This is a genomic window from Nonomuraea sp. NBC_00507 (assembly GCF_036013525.1).
Taxonomy (GTDB): domain Bacteria; phylum Actinomycetota; class Actinomycetes; order Streptosporangiales; family Streptosporangiaceae; genus Nonomuraea.
On the sequence record NZ_CP107853.1, the window covers coordinates 2,439,196 to 2,455,838 of the forward strand.

Sequence of the window (16,643 nt, forward strand, 5' to 3'; positions counted from 1 at the left end):
GCTGGCGGTTCGCGTTTGGTCGGCGGCTTGCCGTGTGTCTACGGTTGGCCGGCGACCTGAAGCGGCCGCTTTTTGGCGGTGGCGCGCCCGGGTGGCTGGCGGTGCGTGCCGGTCGGCGGTGCGCGCCCGGGGCCGGTGGCGATGCGGGTCACCGGTGCGTACGGGCGGGCGTCGTGCGGCTTGGCTGGGCAGCCCTGGACGTCCCGGCTTGGGCGGGGCGAAACGGAGATCGTTGTCGGCCAGGGCCGCTAACCTACCCTGGCCCCCTACTCCTCAACACTGGACGTGATCGATGACCGACACCTTTGGCTGTGACCGGATGCGAGCCGCCGTCCTGGCCGCATGGACGGCCTCGCCGGCCAGGTTCCGCGAGGACGCCAACGCCGAGGAGGACTTCGCGCTCGGCGGCTACCGCGATCGGCTGATCGTCGAGCTCGCCCAGAACGCCGCCGACGCGGCGCTGCGGGCGGGTGTGCCAGGGGTGTTGCGGCTGACGCTGCGCGGTGACGTGCTCACGGCCGCCAACACCGGCGCCCCGCTCGACGCCACCGGCGTGCAGAGCCTGTCCACGCTGCGTGCCTCGGGCAAGCGGGACGAGAGCGGCGCGGCGGGGCGGTTCGGCGTCGGGTTCGCGGCGGTGGTCTCGGTCAGCGACGCGCCGTCCATCGGCTCGCGTGAGAGCGGCGCCGTGCGCTGGTCGCGTACGGAGACCGCCGCCCTGGTCGGCGAGATCCACGCGCTGGCGGGCGAGCTCGCCGACCGGTCCGGGCACGTGCCGCTGCTCAGGCTGCCGTTCGACGAGCCGCCCATGGTCGACATTCCCGAGGGGTTCGACACGCTCGTCCGCCTGCCGCTGCGTGACCAGGGCGCTGTCGAGGCGGTCCGGCGCATGCTGGCCGAGACCAGCCCCGCGTTGCTGCTCGGCATGCCCGCGCTGGAGGCCATCGAGATCGACCTCGACGGCTCGGTCCGCAGCGTGGGCGCCGAGGGCTGGCATGTGGTGTCGGTGTCGGGCGAGTTCACCCCTGACGAGGTGAGCAGGCTGTTCGCCGACCGGCCCACGGAGGAGCGCGCCCGCCCCTTCTGGTCGCTGCGCTGGGCGGTGCCCGTCACCGGCACGGGGGAGCCCGGGCCGCTACCCGGCACGGTGCCGCCCGTCGTCCACGCGCCCACGCCCAGTGACGAGCCGCTCGACCTGCCCGCGTTGCTGATCGCGTCGTTCCCGATGGCCACCGACCGGCGGCACGTCGCCAGGGGGCCGCTGACCGACTTCCTCGTCGAACGCGCCGCGGACACCTACGTCAAGCTTCTGCGCGAGCTGCCGCGCACGCCCAAACTGCTGGACCTGGTGCCCTCCCTCATGGGCAAGGGCGAGCTCGACGCCAGGATCCGCCGGGCCGTGCTGGCCCGGGTGCCCGGCACGCCCCTGTTGCCTGCCTTGTCCGCTCCCGCGCCGGTCGTGCAGACTCCGTCGTTCGCCGACGCCGAGGTCTACGAGCCGGACGCCCAGTGGCAGGTCGAGCACCCGGCACCGGAGCCCGGGGCCGACGGGTGGGTGGTCTCCGGCCGTGAGGCGGCCGTGCTCACGTCGGGGTCGGGGGAGTTGCTGGAGACGGTCGCCGACTTCATACCCGGTTTGCTGCCCGGGGGATGGCCGCCGCGGCATCCCGCGATCACGGCGCTCGGCGTGCGCAAGGTCGAGCTGTCCGACGTGGTGGACCTGCTGTCCGGCGAGGTCGTGGAGGCACGGGAGCCGTCGTGGTGGCGCTCGCTGTATGAGGTGCTGCCCGCCGACGACCCCGAGTCGCTCGGCGCCCTGCCGGTGCCGCTGGCGGACGGGCGGCTCGTGCGCGGGCCGCGCGGCACGCTGATCCTCACCGACGGCGGGGCCGAGCTGGACCTGACCCCGCTCGGGCTGCGCATCGTGCACCCGGACGCCGCCCATCCCGCGCTGCTCAGGCTGGGCGCCGCCGAGGCCACACCGCGCACCGTCCTCGAGGACCCGCTGACCAAGGCCGCCGTCGCACAGTCGCTCGACAGCCCGGAGCCGGAGCCCGTGGCGAGGGCGGTGTTGTCCCTCGTGGACGCGGCCGGGCTGGCGCCCGGCGAGGCGCCGTGGCTGGCCGAGCTGGCCCTGCCGGGCACCGACGGCGAGCTCTACCCGGCCGGGGAGCTCATGCTGGCCGACGGGGCGCTGGCGGGGGTCCTGGAGTCCGGCACGCACCTCGGAGTGGCCGCGGCCGAGCTGGAGGAGACCTACGGCGCCCGGGTGCTGGCCGCGGCAGGGGTGCTCGACGGGTTCGCGATGGTGCAGGACGAGGACGTGCTGCTCGACCCCGACGAGTGTGACCACGATCTCGACGGCGAGGACGAGTGGCTCGAGCACGTGCTCGATCTGCTGCCCGAGCTGGACGTGCCGCCCCTGGTGCCCGAGTTCACGGCCGTGCGGGACCTGGAGCTGGTGGCCGACTGGCGGGCCGCGCTGGAGCTGCTCACCACGCCGCCGCTGCGGGCCGCCCTGCATCCGCTGCGGATCGAGGGTGTGGAGGTGCCGTCCTACACCGCGTGGTGGCTGGCCAACCATCCGGTGCTGGGCGGGCGCAAGCCGCGGGAGCTGCGGCTGCCCGGAGCCGACCCGCTCCTCCAGGGCCTCTACGCCGACGCGCCCCCCGGGTTCGACGAGGGCGCGCTGTCGATGCTGGGAGTCCGTACGACCCTGACCGAGCTGCTGGCCTCCCACGGCGGGCCGGAGGAGCTCCTGGACCTGATGGCCGACGAGTCGATGGAGGTGGACCGGGCCCAGCTGCGTGCGCTGTGGGTCGCCCTGGCCGCCGTGGATCCCTCGCGGGTGGCTCCGCCGTCCCGGGTGCGGGCCGTGCTCCGCGGGACGATCGTGGTGGCGGCGGCCGAGGACGTGGTCGTCGTGGAGGCGCCTGACCTGCTCCAGCTCGTCGTGGACCGGCCTTTGGTGCTGGCCCCTTACGATCTGGCCGAGTCCCTGTCCGAGCTGCTCGACCTGCCGCTGGCCGGGGAGCTGACCTCGGGGGAGGTCACCTCGCAGGGGGAGACACGGGAGGTGCCCGCCGAGGTGCGATCCCTGCTGCCGACGGCGCCCTCGACGTATGTGGCGCACGAGAAACTGCTGGTGGACGGGGTGGAGTGCGCGTGGCGCTACTTCGAGGGCGCCGTCCACTGCACGGGGGTCGACGGGCTGGCCCGCGGGCTGGCCTGGGCCACGGGCCAGTGGAACGATCGGCTCGCGGTGGCGGCCCTGCTCCGCGACCCCGAGTCGGTGCCGCTCCTCCTGGCCGAGGCCGACCTGTCCTGACGGCCGGCCACCTGTCCGCGCCCTGGCGGTCCGCCTGCCCCACCGGCCGCGCCGGGTTCGGCGCGCGCCGGCGTGGCGAGCGTCCCATGGCGCACCGCGTTGGCGAGATGTGGTGCGGTGGGGCGCGTGGGACATCCTGCGTGCCGTACCGGGGGCGGTGGGTCAGGCGGGGCAGGTGGTGCTCTGGGTGGGGAGCTTGTCCTCCAGCAGGTACGCGTCCACCGCCTTCATCACGCACCCGCTCCCGCTCAGGTAAGCCCCATGCCCCTCGCCCTCGTACGTGACCAGGACACCGGTCTTGAGCTGCCGGGTGAGGGTTTCGGCCCACTGGTACGGGGTGGCGGGGTCACCCTTGCCGCCGATCACCACGATCGGCGCCGAGCCGGTCGCGTCAATGCGCTTGGCCGCGTCGTCCCCCGGCACCGGCCAGTGGGCGCAGACGCCGCTCGACGCCTCCGTCGCCAGAATCGGGAAGACCTCCTTGATCCGCTCGTTGATCTGGGCGGTCTCGGCGGCGGTGGGGCGTTCGGCGGTGTCGGCGCAGTTGATGGCCTGCAGGCTCGTCATCGCCGTCGTGTACGTCCCGTCCGCCTTGCGGCCGGTGTAGGAGTCGGCCAGGGTGAGCAGCGCGGTGCCGTTCCCCTTGATGGCGGCCACGGCGGCCTGCTCGAGCATCGGCCAGGTGGCCTTGGCATACAGGGGTGTGATGACGGCGAGCTGGGCCAGCCCATACGTGAGCTCCCGGCCTCCCACTTTGAGCGGCTGGTCCTTCAGCCTGTCGAGCAGCTGCTCGACCGTCTTCTCGACGGCGGCCGGGTCGGCGCCCAGCTCGCAGCTCTGTGCCACGCAGTCCTGGGCGAACGCCTCGAAGGCCTGGTCGAAGCCGGTCGCCTGGGTGACCGCGCGCTCCTCGAAGGTGACCGTGGGGTCGAAGGCGCTGTCGAGGACGAAGCGGCCGACGTTCTTGGGGAAGTGGGTGGCGTACACGGCGCCGAGGTGCGTGCCGTAGGAGAGGCCGAAGTAGTTGAGCCGGACGTCCCCCAGCGCGGCCCTGAGCAGGTCGAGGTCCTTGGCGGCTTGTACGGTGCCGACGTGCGGCAGGATCTTGCCGGAGTCCTTCTGGCAGGCCGCCGCGAACTCCTTGGCCAGCCGGTCGGCGTCGGCGTCGTTCTCGGCCTCCAGGAGTTTCTCGACCTGGCCGCCGCATTTGACCCCGGAGCTGCGCTCGACGCCGCGCGGATCGAAGCTGACCAGGTCGTACCGGGTGCCCAGACTGCCGAACGCCCTGGCGGCCATGGCCAGCGTGTCCACGCCCGACCCGCCGGGCCCGCCGAAGTTGAAGACGAGTGAGCCGAGGCGGTCGTCGCCGGTGGCCTTGACCCGGATGAGGGCGAGGTCGATCTTCTCGCCGTCGGGCTTGGCGTGGTCGAGCGGCACCTGGATCGTGCCGCACTCGACTCCGGGGCCGGGGGCGGCCGGCCTGCCGTCGGCGCCGGTCAGGTCGGTGCATCGGGTCCACGCGACCGTGCCCGCATTCGTGGGGGTGCCCGTGGCGGTGGAGGTGTCCGCCGGCTTATTTCCGATGCCGCAGCCTGCGAGGACCGCGGCCGCCAAGAGGAATGTCGCGATGGGCTTCTTCATGCTGACAAGCATGGTCGTACAGGGATATGTCGATGTAGTGGGTGGTAACACCGCTTGAGGGTGACTTCGGGGAAGTGCCGGAGATGACGAATGTCAGCTTCGACGGCGTACGCGCGTCAGGTCCTGGGGCGGCGTACCAGCCACATGCCGAGGAAGCCGAAGCCGACCCCAGTCGCGCAGGTCCAGATCCACCACTCGTTCTCCGGAGCGGGGCGGAAGATGAGCAGAACCACCAGGGCGACGGCCCAAAGAGCGGTGCCCACGGCGATGGTTGCCACGTCGTTGGTCTTGATCGGCTCGGGGTTGGGGTGCCACTGCTGCTTCACGGATCCAGCCTAGCTTCAATCGGGTCTCGATCTCATTACTGCCACTTTTCGCAGTTCACGCATGCTGTCACTCTTCGCGCGTGAGCGACACACGTAACGCAATAGATCGATTCTTCGCAATCTCCGCACGAGGGTCGACATTCTCCCGTGAGATCCGGGGCGGCCTGGCCACGTTCTTCACCATGGCGTACATCGTGGTGCTGAACCCCATCATCATCGGCCGCGGCGAGGACGTGACCGGCCAGTACATCGGCGACGGTGCGACGCCCAACGTGGCGCTCGTCGCCGCCGGCACCGCGTTCGTGGCCGGCGTGATGACGATCCTCATGGGGGTCATCGGCAAAGTGCCCTTCGCCATGGCCGCGGGGCTGGGCCTGAACGCCTTCGTCACCTTCAGCATCGCGTCGGTGATGACCTGGGAGGAGGCTATGGGCCTGGTCTTCCTCGAAGGCGTGATCATCGCCATCCTGGTGCTGACCGGGCTCAGGACGGCCGTCTTCCACGCCATCCCGGCCCAGCTCAAGACCGCCATCAGCGTCGGCATCGGGCTGTTCATCGCGCTGATCGGCTTCGTGGACGCGGGCTTCGTGCGCCGCGTGCCCGCCGGGCCGCCGCTGGAGATGGGCATCGCGGGCAGCCTGACCTCGTGGCCGATCTTCGTGTTCATCATCGGGCTGCTGGCCACGGCCGCGATGGTGGCGCGCAAGGTCAAGGGCGCCATCCTCATCGGCATCATCGGCACCACCATCCTGGCGATCATCGTCGAGCTGCTCGCCAAGGCCGGCACCTTCTCAGCGAAGAACCCCGGCGGCTGGCAGCTGAACAGCCCCGTCGTCCCGGAGCAGATCTTCGGATTCCACAACCCGCTCGTGTTGTTCACCGAGTTCGACCCGTTCGGCGGTTTCATCCGCGTCGATGTGCTGCTGGCCGCGTTGCTGGTGTTCACGCTGCTCATCACGGACTTCTTCGACACCATGGGCACGATCGTGGGCGTCGGCCGGCAGGCGAACCTGGTCCAGGAGGACGGGACGCTGCCGCGTACCAAGGAGATCCTGCTCGTCGACTCGCTCGGCGCGGCGGCCGGCGGCGCGGGATCGGTCTCCTCGAACACCACCTACATCGAGTCGGCGGCCGGCGTCGGCGAGGGCGCTCGCACTGGCCTCGCCAGCGTCGTCACGGGACTGTTGTTCCTGGTGGCGATCTTCTTCGCGCCGCTCGTCCAGATCGTCCCGTACGAGGCCGCCGCTCCCGCGCTGGTCCTGGTCGGCTTCCTGATGATGACCGCGGTGCGCGACATCGACTGGAGCGACTACGAGATCTCGATTCCGGCATTCCTCACCATCGTGATCATGCCGTTCACCTACTCGATCTCGAACGGCATCGGCGCCGGTTTCATCGCCTACGTGCTGATCAAGGTCGTCCGCGGCAGGGCGCGGGAGATCCACCCGCTGCTGTGGGGCGTCGCCATCCTCTTCGCGCTCTACTTCGCGATCGGCCCGATCCGGGCGCTGCTGGGAATCTGAGTACGAAAGCATGCCCTGGCCGTCCCGCGCGAGCGGGGCGGCTTCCGGGTATCAAGAGGTGAGACGACCCTAACTGATTGGGAAATATCTTGCTGTGCTCTATAGTTAGCAAAGGTAATGACTCATGCTAACCAACACCCAGCACAAGATGGATCTGCGCAGCGACGCAGGCCTGGCTTCGGCCTTGCGCGTTTCACTGGCAAGGCTGACCAGGCGCCTACGACGACAGGCGGCGGCGCACCCGCTGACGCCCACACAGTTCGCGACGCTCGCGGCCGTGGAACGCCATTCCGGGATAACCCCCGGCGAATTGGCCGAGCTCGAGAAGGTGCAGCCGCCCTCGATGACGCGCGTGATCGCCGCGCTCGAGGAGCGCGGCCTGCTCGCCCGCACCCCGCATCCGACCGACCGGCGTCAGGTGACCGTGACCGTGACCGAGGCCGCCGAGAAGCTGCTGAAGGAGGAGCGGCGCCGCAAGGAGGCGTGGCTGACGCAGCGGCTGAAGGAGCTCTCGCCGGAGGAGAGGTCGATCCTCAGGCAGGCCGCGCCGATTCTGGAGAAGCTCAGCAAGATATAGAGCCTGAGCAACGCAAGACCGGGATGTTCCGGTCGCTCAGGATTCACAATTACCGCATGTTCGCCGCCGGCGGCACCGTCTCCAACGTCGGCACCTGGCTGCAGCGCACCGCCCAGGACTGGCTGGTGCTCGATCTGACCCACGGCAGCGCGGCGGCGCTCGGCACGGCGACCGCGCTGCAGTTCCTCCCGATGTTGCTGTTCGGGATGTTCGGCGGAGTCCTCGCCGACCGTTACCCCAAGCGCCCCATCCTCATCACCGCGCAGACGCTCATGGCCGCGCTGGCGCTCACCATCGGCGTCCTGACGATGACGGGCACAGCCCAGGTGTGGCACGTCTACGTGATGGCGTTCGTGCTCGGCATGATCTCCTGCGTGGAGGTGCCGACCCGGCAGGCGTTCGTGGTCGAGATGGTCGGCCGCCGGGACCTGCCGAACGCGATCGCGCTCAACAGCTCCATCTTCAACCTCGCCCGCGTGGTCGGCCCGGCGCTGGCCGGCGTGCTGATCTACGTGTTCGGCGGCACGGGGCCGCTCTTCCTGATCAACGCGCTCACGTTCGGCGGCGTCATCTCGAGCCTGATCTTCATGAGGAAGGCCGAGCTCAACCCGACCGATCCGGTGCCGAGAGCGAAGGGACAGCTCAGAGAGGGACTGAAGTACGTCATCCGGCGCGAGGAGCTGCTCATGCCGGTGCTGCTGATCGGGTTCGTGTCGATGTTCTCGCAGTCGTTCTCGATGTCGATCGCGCTCATGGCCCGCGAGGTGTTCAAGGCGGGCGCGTCCTCGTTCGGACTGGCCTCCAGCATGTTCGCGGTGGGCGCGCTGGGCGGTGCCCTGCTCGCGGCGCGCCGGGCCAGGCTGTCGAAGAAGGTGTTGTTCGCCGGGGCGATCGGGTTCGGGCTGTTCCAGATCGCCACCGGGCTGGCGCCCTTCTACCCGGCCTACCTGCTGCTGCTGATCCCGACCGGGATCGCGCTGATCACGATCAACACGGCCGCGAACGCCAGCGTCCAGCTCGCCACGTCCCCCGAGATGCGGGGCCGAGTCATGGGGATCTACATGCTGGTGTTCACCGGTGGCGCGCCGCTCGGCGCCCCGCTCATCGGCTGGCTGTCCGAGCTGGGCGGGCCGCGGGCGGGCGTGATCCTGTCCGGCGTGCTGGTGCTGGCCGGCACCGGGCTGGCGGTGCTCATGACACGACTGATCGGCCGCCGGGTCGGGAGGAAGCCCGTTCTCGCCATGGCGTGATAATCGGTTTGTATGAGGCTTTTCGCGGCCGTGGTGCCGCCCGACAAGGTGCTGGACGAGATTTCGCGCGCGATCGCGCCGCACGTCGGGCAGGTGCCGGGGCTGCGCTGGCCGGACCGGGCCACCTGGCACATCACGCTGGGCTTCTTCGGCGAGGTGCCCGAGGAGGTGCTACCCGAGCTGGAGGTGCGGCTGGCCCGGGCCGTCCACCGCCACTCGGCGCTGGACCTCGCCTTCGAGGGCTTCGGCGCCTTCTCCTCCGCGCGCCGGGGCAGGGTCTTCTGGATCGGCGTCGTCGGCGACTCCATGACCAGGCTCGCCGACTCGGTCAAGGCAGGCGCCCGCCGCGCCGGAGCCACGCAGACCGACGAGAAACGTTTCCACCCGCACCTCACGCTGGCCCGCGCCAAGACGGAGACGGACCTCCGCCCGCTGGTCGAGTCGCTGTCCGGGTTCAGCGGCTCCCCGTGGCGGGCGGAGCACGTCCGTCTCGTCCGCAGCTATCCAGGACCCCAGGTGAGGTACGAGTCACTCGCCGAATGGGCGCTCGCACCCGCTGAGCGAGGCTAGGCTCCAGGTCGTGGATCGTCCTCGCCCCTGGCTGCTGCCCGTCGTGCTCGGCCTGCTCCTGCTGATCGTGGTCATCGGCGCGCTGCTGAGCTGACAGGCGCGGCCCGGCCTACCAGGCGTAGTCCTCCGGGGCCGTCTTGTGGCCGGGGAAGATCTCGTCCAGGCGGGCCAGGGCGGCCTCGTCCAGCTCGATCTCCAGGGTCCGCATGCTGCCGTCAAGCTGCTCCAGCGTGCGCGGGCCGATGATCGGCGCGGTGACCGCCCGCTGCTTGAGCAGCCAGGCCAGGGCCACGTAAGCCGGCTCCTCGCCCAGCTCGTCGCAGAGCTTCTCGTACTGCTCGATCTTGTCGCGGTGCTTCTCGAGCTGCACGACCATGTGGTCGGCGGCCGAGCGGCCCTTGTCGATCTTACGGAGCACGCCGCCGAGCAGGCCGCCGGCCAGCGGGCTCCACGGGATCACGCCGAGGCCGTAGTCCTCGCACGCGGGCAGCACTTCCAACTCGACCGCGCGGGTGAGCAAGTTGTAGTGGGACTGCTCGCTGATGAATCCGTTGAAGTTACGCTTGGCCGCCGTCTCCTGCGCCTTGGCGAGGTGCCAGCCGGCGAAGTTCGACGAACCGACATAGATGATCTTGCCCTGCTGGCGCAGGATCTCCATGGCCTCCCAGAACTCCTCGAACGGGGTGTCCCGGTCGACGTGGTGGGCCTGGTAGATGTCGATGTAGTCGGTCTGCAGCCGCTTCAGCGAGGCATCGCAGGCCTTGCGGATGTTGAGCGCGGACAACTTCTTGTCGTTGGGCCAGTCGCTCATCGCGCCGTTCAGCTTGGTCGCGATAACAGTCTTCTCCCGGCGGCCGCCGCCCTGGGCGAACCACCGGCCGATGATCTGCTCGGTGACGCCCTCGCCCATCTTCCAGCCGTAGACGTTGGCGGTGTCGAAGAAGTTGATGCCCAGTTCCAGGGCCCTGTCCATGATCGCGAAGGAGTCTTCCTCCGAGGTCTGCGGGCCGAAGTTCATGGTGCCGAGGCAGAGCGGGCTGACCTGTAGGCCACTGCGTCCGAGGTTGACGTATTCCATGGTTCCAACCCTAAAGACCTGGAGTGCGCTCCAGGCCATAGGGTGTTCAGGTGATCGTTCTGCTTCGTGCCGCGGTTCCGCTGTTCGTCGCGATGGTCACGGGCACGGTGGGGTCGCTGGTGGTCACGTCCGTGCTGGGCAGACACGACACCGTCACGCTCGCCGCGTTCGCCGTCATGACCGCCGTGCTCAATCCCGCGACCGCCGCCATCCAGGGCGCGTTACGCGGGCTCGGGCCGTTCGTGGCCCCGCATCGAGAGGATCCCGCGGCGGCCGTGCCGATCGTGCGGGACGCGCGCTGGCTCAGCCTCGCCACCGGAGCCGTCGGGGCTGTGGCGGTGCTGTGCGTGCCGCTGCTGGCGGGCGCCACCGGGGTGCCCGGCGAGGTGGTGAACGAGCTGGGACTGCTGCCGTACTTCCTGGCGGGCTATCTGCTGGTCTTCGCCTCCACCGGGGGCACGAGCACCATACTGATCGCGCTCGGGCGCAACCCTCAGGTGTTGTGGGCGAGCTTGACCGCCGCGGGGCTGCTGAGCGTGCTGGCCGCCGCGCTGGTGCCGCCGCTCGGGCTGACCGGAGTCGGTCTGGCCTGGCTGATCTCGGGGACGGTGGCGGCGCTCGTGGCGACCTTCAACCTGCGTCAGGCGTTCGGGCAGGGCATCGGGCAGTCGCGCCCCAGGGTCGGGGAGATCGTCCGGCTGGCGCGGGTGAGCATTCCGCTGGCGGCGACCGTACTGATCAAATTCGGGGTGCTCGGTGTCGTCACCTTCGCCGCGAGCACCACCGGCACGCGCGACACCGCCGCCCACGCGGTCCTGACCACGCTCACCGCCATCATGCTGGTGGCGTCGGTCGCCGTCGCCCAGGCGTCGGTGCCCGACGTGGCCCGCGCCCGCGACGCCGCCGAGGCCCGGTGTGCCGGCCGGACCGCCATCCTGCTCGCGATGATGGGTGCGGGTGCAGGGGCGCTGCTGTTACTGGTGTTCGGCGCGCAGATCATGACGGTGTTCAGCGACGACCAGGCGGTCCGTGAGCGGGCGCTGGCGCTGCTGCCGGTGATGCTGCTGTCGTCGTTGTTCGACGCCGCGCAGGCGGTCAAGGGCACCGGGCTCACCGCGCTCAAGCGGTCGAGCGCGAGCCTGTGGTACTTCGCCGTCTGCTACGGCGTGCTGCTCGCGGTCGCCGTGCCGGTGGCCAGGACCTGGGGGATCACCGGGTTGTGGGTGGCGATGGCGGCGGCCAACGGGCTGCTGGTGGTGCTCCAGAGCCTCGGCTTCCACCGCCACAGCGCCCGGATCGGTCAGCAGCCCGGCAGTGATGTCGCGCCACGCCAGGTGCGCAAGGTGTAGCCGGCGAGCTCACGCACGCGGCGGTGCGCGTCCGCGTTGGAAGGCGGCACGTGAGGCATGATGACTGGCGTGGGGGATGTCGTGATCAGGGTGCTGGCCGTCGCTGCGGCGACTTGCTGTCTTGCCGCCGTGCCCGCCCATGCGGCGGACGACGGGACGGAGAAGCTCTTCACCTTCAAGGACCCGGGGATCACGGAGTCCAGCGGCCTGGCGGTGTCCCCGACGCACGACGGCGTCTACTACACCCATAACGACAGCGCCGCCGCTCCGACCTTCTACGCCGTCGACGCGAACGGCCGGACCCGTGCCACTTACCAGGTTCGCGGCGCACAGGCCCGGGACTGGGAGGCCATGGCCGCGACCAAGGACCCGGCGACCGGCCGCGGCGTGCTCTGGTTCGCCGACATCGGCGACAACTTGGACGGGGCCTGGCCGGACATCTCCATCTACAAGGTGATGGAGCCTCGCACGCTCGGCGACGCCACCCTGCCCGCCACCCGCTACCGCTTCCGGTACGCGGACGGCGCCCGCAACGCCGAAGGCATGATGATCAACCCGAAGACCGGCCGCCTCTACGTGGTGTCCAAGGAGTTCGCGGGATCCGTCTACGTCGCCCCCAAGAAGCTCCGCGCCGACCGCACGAACATCCTCCGCAAGGTCGCGGGCGCCCCCATCATGGCGACGGACGCGGCCTACGCCCCCGACGGCTCCTCCTACGTCATCCGCACTTATTTCTCCGCCACCCTCTACAAGCCCTCCGGCGAGTCGATCTCCAGGGTGACGATGCCGGAGCTGAAGCAGGCCGAGTCCATCACCTACACCTCGGACGGCACCGCCCTGCTCACCGGCACGGAGGGCCCGAAGAGCCCGGTCTACCGGGTCCCGCTCCCGGCCCGCGCCAAGCCCACGGCCACACCCAGCCCGGCCAATGCCGAGACCACGCCGGAGCCGTCGCCCCAGGCCGCCGCCGACAGTGGCGGGGGAGGGCTGACGGCCAAGGACGTCCTCATCTGGCTGGCCGCGGCGGCGATGGCAACAGGGGTGATCACCTTCATCGCCCGCCGCACCCGGTGACGTCACGGACGGGTCACCTTTTGTTGCCCGCCGCACCCCGTGATCGCTTCGCCTTGGCACTCGGCCACGTATGCGCCGTTGCGGCGGCGCGCTGGTGAAGCTGGTAAGCGTCTCCCTGGAGGGCCGGTCTACCTGGAAGAGAGCACGGTCGCCGACAGCGCGGCGACAGCAAGGACGATCCGGATGAGCGGGATGTCCGCGGCTATAGTCCGCGGTCATGACGGAGCTCGAAAGGCTGTTCGCGCTCGTACCGCCGCCCCGCGGCGCCGGTGGATACCGATGCTGACTGGACGCGGGTGGAGGATGCGCTCGGGCTGATCCTTCCCCGCGAGTTCACCGAGATCGCCCGGCGGTACGGGCGCGGCGCGTTCTGCGATGAGTTCTCCTGTTGCGCCTCAGAGGAAATGATCAAGAAAAACCCCGGGCGGCTGGAGGATCAGGGTATGCGTCGTGGCGTAATGCGGATGTTGGGTCTGGTGTACGGAGCGCCGTTCTCCCGGTGAGCAGTGGGATTGTCAGCGCGGTGCGTGGTACACGACCCTGTCGAGGGTGTCATCGGCGTAGGCGGCTGAGTTGGTCAGGTGGCCGTCGTAGGGGCCGACCTTGGTCACCGTGCGACCGTCTCTGAACACGATTTGCAGGCCGTGCTCGGGCTCCCAGTCGCATTCGCACTCCAGCGACACGTAGACGTGCCGGTCGCCGTGCGGATCGCGGGAGACCATAGGTTCGTTCCCGAACCGGATGTGGTCGAGCACCTGGTGTGGGCCTTCGATCTCGACGTACCAGTCGTCGCCGGCGGCCAGGATGTCGTCGGTGACGTCGCGGTAGTAGGCGAAGATCGACGGTGCCGCCGCGGTCAGCGCCGAGTTGTCGAGCGCCAGGAATGCGCGGATCGCGGCGTGGAAGTCCTCAGGCGAGGAGTCATCGACATAGCCGTCGACGATGATGCGGCGTGGCGCACCGCCCAGTACCGGCACGGGAATAGGTTCGCTCTTATACCAGCCCAGGTCGTTGTCCTCGAGGAGTAGGCCGAGGCCGGGGATCTGCATGCTGCCAGAGTACGTGGAGCCGATCTAGTCTCCAGCGCTGCCGGGCCCCGGGCGTTCAGGTGGCGAGCCCTTCGGGCACCTGGGCAAGCCATAGACCAGCATGCGCATCGTCGGCGAGTCGCTGGTCCGTCGGGGCCTGCTCGTCCAGCCGGCCCGCGCGGTCCGGACGCGTCGACTCGCCCCGATCCTGCTGTATGTGTTGTTCGTGATCGGCGTGGCCCGCTGGATCAACGGGATCGTCAACCACCTGCCGTCCGGCGGCAGCACCTACAGGCACGACTACATGTCGTCGTCCGGCGACAGTTCGTCCGGTGGTGGCTGCGGCGGCGGCACCTCACCTCTAGCTGATCAAGATCGTTGTCCTGGAGATGACCATGCCGCTACCTCATCGGAAGTTGCGCATGGTCGTGGTGAACATATCGCCGCGCAAGGCTTGCTCGACGACGGTGATGGCGCGGGCCAGGCGGACCAGCCGTGGCCCCTCCTCGCGATAGACATCGAGCACCGCCTCGACAGCATGAGGAGGAAGATGACCTTTGAGATCCACCGCGGCGCTTCGGTATCCCGCCCTAGCGGCTTCGACTGCCGCGTTCACGTGGTGAAGAGCCATCCTGGCCAGCGCGATTGGATGGCGTTTCAAAACTTCGTAGGCCCGGTAGTCGGGGGGCACGGCGTCGAGCAACCAGGTCACGGCCGAGGTCTCCCAGTCGGGGACGCTGGGGGGCCTGACCTCAGGTGGCCACTCTGGCGGAAGGTACATGAAGTCACCGTTCATACGTTCGACCTAAGCCTGGGTCAGCTACTGCTCACTGCCAACACGCTGGATGCGAGGTCTGCCAGTCCGGAACGGCGGGTGGCCGGACCTCGGCGGACCTCCCCGGCGGGAGGTGCACAGCTGCATCGTACTCATGTTCGATTCGTCCGGATATGGCGGGGACGGCCGGTTAGTCGGAAAATCGTCATGTGACGGAGAAGATCGGGATCGTGGGCGCGGGCATCGTCGGGTTGGCGGTGGCGCGCGAGCTCGCCATCACCAGGGGCGCCGAGGTGACGGTGCTGGAGAAGGAGAGCCACGTCGCCGCCCATCAGACCGGCCATAACAGCGGCGTCGTGCATGCGGGCATCTATTACCCGCCGGGTTCGCTCAAGGCCAGGCTGTGCCGGGAGGGTGTGGCGCTGCTCAAGGACTACTGCGCCGCGAACGGGCTGCCGTACGACGAGGTCGGCAAGCTGGTGATCGCCAGCACCGGCGCCGAGCGCACGCGGCTGCACGCGCTGGCCGAGCGCGCCCGCGCCAACGGGGTGCCGGGCATCGCCGAGCTGGACGCGCTGGCGCTGCGCGAGATCGAGCCGCACGCGGTCGGCGTGGGGGCGATCCACTCGCCGCACACCGCGATCTGCGACTTCGCCGCGGTCGCCCGCCGGCTCGCGCTGGACGTGGTGGATCTGGGCGGTTCCGTACGGCTCTCGCACCCGGTACGGGCGATCAGGGAGCGTTCAGCAGGCGTGCAGGTGCTGGCGGGACGGCGGCGGTTCACCTTCGACCGGCTGGTGGTGTGCGGAGGGCTGGGGACGGATTCGGTGGCCAGGATGGCCGGGCATCCGGGGGATGTCAGGATCGTCCCGTTCCGCGGGGAGTTCTATGCGCTGCGGGGTGCGGCCAAGGATCTCGTTCGCGGGTTGATCTATCCGGTGCCCGATCCGCGGTATCCGTTCCTGGGGGTCCACCTGACCAGGCAGACGGACGGTGGCGTGCTGGTGGGGCCGAATGCGGTGCTTGCACTCGCCTACGAAGGCTATGGACGCGGCTACGGATGGCGGAATATCGGAGATTTCCGGCAAATTCTTGGCTGGCCGGGCACCATGCGCCTCGCCCGTCGCCACTGGCGCACCGGGCTCAAAGAGATCCGCGGATCGCTCATCAAGAGCGCCTTCCTCAAAGGCGCGCAGCGTTACGTTCCCGAGCTGACCGCCGCCGACCTCACTCGGGCCCGTAGCGGCGTCCGCGCTCAGGCCGTGGCCAGGGACGGGACCATGGTCGACGACTTCGTCGTCGACGTGCACGACAATGTGGTTTTGGTGCGCAACGCGCCCTCCCCGGCCGCCACGTCCAGCCTGGCCATCGCCAGGCACATTGCCGGAATTGTCCCAGCACTCGTCCAATGAGGGCATCCTTGGATGTGATGGAATCACGCCTGCTAATCGTCGAGGACGATCCGAACATCCTCGAGCTCCTCGCCGCGAGCCTGAGGTTCGCGGGATTCGACGTGACCACGGCCAAGAGCGGCCTCGACGCCGTCGCCGCCGTGCAACGGCACCGCCCTGACCTCGTCGTGCTCGATGTCATGCTGCCCGACCTGGACGGTTTCGAGATCGTCAGGCGGATGCGCGGCGGCGGAGTGCACACGCCGGTGGTGTTCCTGACCGCCCGTGACGAGACCGAGGACAAGATCCGCGGGCTCACGATCGGCGGCGACGACTACGTCACCAAGCCGTTCAGCTTGGAGGAGGTGGTCGCCAGGATCCACGCGGTGCTCCGCAGGACGGCCGGCGAGCAGCAGGCGGCGCCGCCGCGGCTGACGTTCGCCGACATCGAGCTGGACGAGGAGAGCCACGAGGTGTGGCGCGGGGGCAACGCGGTGGCGTTGTCACCGACCGAGTTCAAGCTGCTGCGATACTTCATGACGAACGCAGGGCGGGTTCTGTCCAAGCCGCAGATCCTCGACCACGTGTGGGACTACGACTTCAGGGGCGAGGTGGGCATCGTGGAGTCGTACGTCTCCGTCCTGCGCCGGAAGATCGACAACCGCAGCCCCCGGCTCATCCACACCCTGCGTGGTGTCGGATACGTCCTTCGCCTGCCGCCGAGTCCCTGATG

At 69.5% G+C, this 16,643-nt stretch carries 15 protein-coding genes; 10 read left to right on the forward strand and 5 right to left on the reverse strand.

The annotated features are described in order from the left end of the window. Positions 1-292: 292 nt before the first annotated feature. Positions 293-3,328 (forward strand): sacsin N-terminal ATP-binding-like domain-containing protein, encoded by a 3,036-nt coding sequence (locus tag OHA25_RS12370; protein WP_327587691.1) that lies wholly within the window; start codon positions 293-295, stop codon positions 3,326-3,328. A gap of 162 nt (positions 3,329-3,490) precedes the next feature. On the opposite strand, the gene OHA25_RS12375 is transcribed toward OHA25_RS12370, so the two are convergent. After that, positions 3,491-4,969, reverse strand: a complete 1,479-nt coding sequence (locus OHA25_RS12375) for an alpha/beta hydrolase (RefSeq protein ID WP_327587692.1) — start codon at positions 4,967-4,969, stop codon at positions 3,491-3,493. A gap of 116 nt (positions 4,970-5,085) precedes the next feature. Continuing rightward, positions 5,086-5,295, reverse strand: coding sequence for a DUF2530 domain-containing protein (locus OHA25_RS12380; RefSeq protein WP_327587693.1), 210 nt, complete (start codon positions 5,293-5,295; stop codon positions 5,086-5,088). Positions 5,296-5,333: 38 nt separating this feature from the next. Between OHA25_RS12380 and OHA25_RS12385 the strand changes: the two genes are divergently transcribed. From OHA25_RS12385 to thpR, 4 genes are all read left to right on the forward strand, one after another. Continuing rightward, positions 5,334-6,818, forward strand: coding sequence for an NCS2 family permease (locus OHA25_RS12385; protein WP_442942181.1), 1,485 nt, complete (start codon positions 5,334-5,336; stop codon positions 6,816-6,818). A 124-nt stretch (positions 6,819-6,942) separates the two neighbouring features. Continuing rightward, on the forward strand, positions 6,943-7,395 hold the full coding sequence (locus OHA25_RS12390; protein ID WP_442942102.1) for a MarR family winged helix-turn-helix transcriptional regulator: 453 nt from the start codon (positions 6,943-6,945) through the stop codon (positions 7,393-7,395). A 23-nt stretch (positions 7,396-7,418) separates the two neighbouring features. Further along, positions 7,419-8,645 (forward strand): MFS transporter, encoded by a 1,227-nt coding sequence (locus OHA25_RS12395; RefSeq protein WP_327587696.1) that lies wholly within the window; start codon positions 7,419-7,421, stop codon positions 8,643-8,645. Between the two features lie 12 nt (positions 8,646-8,657). Further along, complete coding sequence (gene thpR, locus OHA25_RS12400; protein ID WP_305919659.1) at positions 8,658-9,215, forward strand: RNA 2',3'-cyclic phosphodiesterase; 558 nt, start codon at positions 8,658-8,660, stop codon at positions 9,213-9,215. A 109-nt stretch (positions 9,216-9,324) separates the two neighbouring features. Here thpR and OHA25_RS12405 read toward each other — a convergent pair whose 3' ends face one another. After that, entirely contained in the window at positions 9,325-10,293 is a 969-nt protein-coding gene (locus tag OHA25_RS12405) for an aldo/keto reductase (RefSeq protein ID WP_327587697.1), read from the reverse strand. Positions 10,294-10,343: 50 nt separating this feature from the next. Between OHA25_RS12405 and OHA25_RS12410 the strand changes: the two genes are divergently transcribed. From OHA25_RS12410 to OHA25_RS12420, 3 genes are all read left to right on the forward strand, one after another. Beyond that, positions 10,344-11,642 carry an MATE family efflux transporter gene (locus OHA25_RS12410; RefSeq protein ID WP_327587698.1) on the forward strand — a complete coding sequence of 433 codons (1,299 nt, stop codon included), beginning with the start codon at positions 10,344-10,346 and terminating at the stop codon, positions 11,640-11,642. Positions 11,643-11,711: 69 nt separating this feature from the next. Further along, entirely contained in the window at positions 11,712-12,716 is a 1,005-nt protein-coding gene (locus OHA25_RS12415; protein WP_327587699.1) for a hypothetical protein, read from the forward strand. Positions 12,717-12,985: 269 nt separating this feature from the next. Continuing rightward, positions 12,986-13,219: a hypothetical protein gene (locus tag OHA25_RS12420; protein ID WP_327587700.1), complete on the forward strand. Its 234-nt coding sequence runs from the start codon at positions 12,986-12,988 to the stop codon at positions 13,217-13,219. A gap of 12 nt (positions 13,220-13,231) precedes the next feature. Here OHA25_RS12420 and OHA25_RS12425 read toward each other — a convergent pair whose 3' ends face one another. Further along, entirely contained in the window at positions 13,232-13,765 is a 534-nt protein-coding gene (locus OHA25_RS12425) for a DUF6985 domain-containing protein (RefSeq protein WP_327587701.1), read from the reverse strand. Positions 13,766-14,150: 385 nt separating this feature from the next. Further along, the gene (locus OHA25_RS12430) at positions 14,151-14,456 is read right to left on the reverse strand and encodes a hypothetical protein (RefSeq protein ID WP_327587702.1); all 306 of its coding nucleotides are present in this window, start codon (positions 14,454-14,456) and stop codon (positions 14,151-14,153) included. Between the two features lie 272 nt (positions 14,457-14,728). On the opposite strand from OHA25_RS12430, the gene lhgO reads away from it, so the two are divergent. Together lhgO and OHA25_RS12440 are read left to right on the forward strand one after the other, a co-directional pair. Beyond that, positions 14,729-15,931, forward strand: coding sequence for an L-2-hydroxyglutarate oxidase (gene lhgO, locus OHA25_RS12435; protein WP_327587703.1), 1,203 nt, complete (start codon positions 14,729-14,731; stop codon positions 15,929-15,931). Positions 15,932-15,948: 17 nt separating this feature from the next. Next, a complete protein-coding gene (locus OHA25_RS12440) occupies positions 15,949-16,641 on the forward strand; it encodes a response regulator transcription factor (RefSeq protein WP_327587704.1) in 693 nt (230 codons plus the stop codon). The last annotated feature ends 2 nt before the right edge of the window (positions 16,642-16,643 follow it).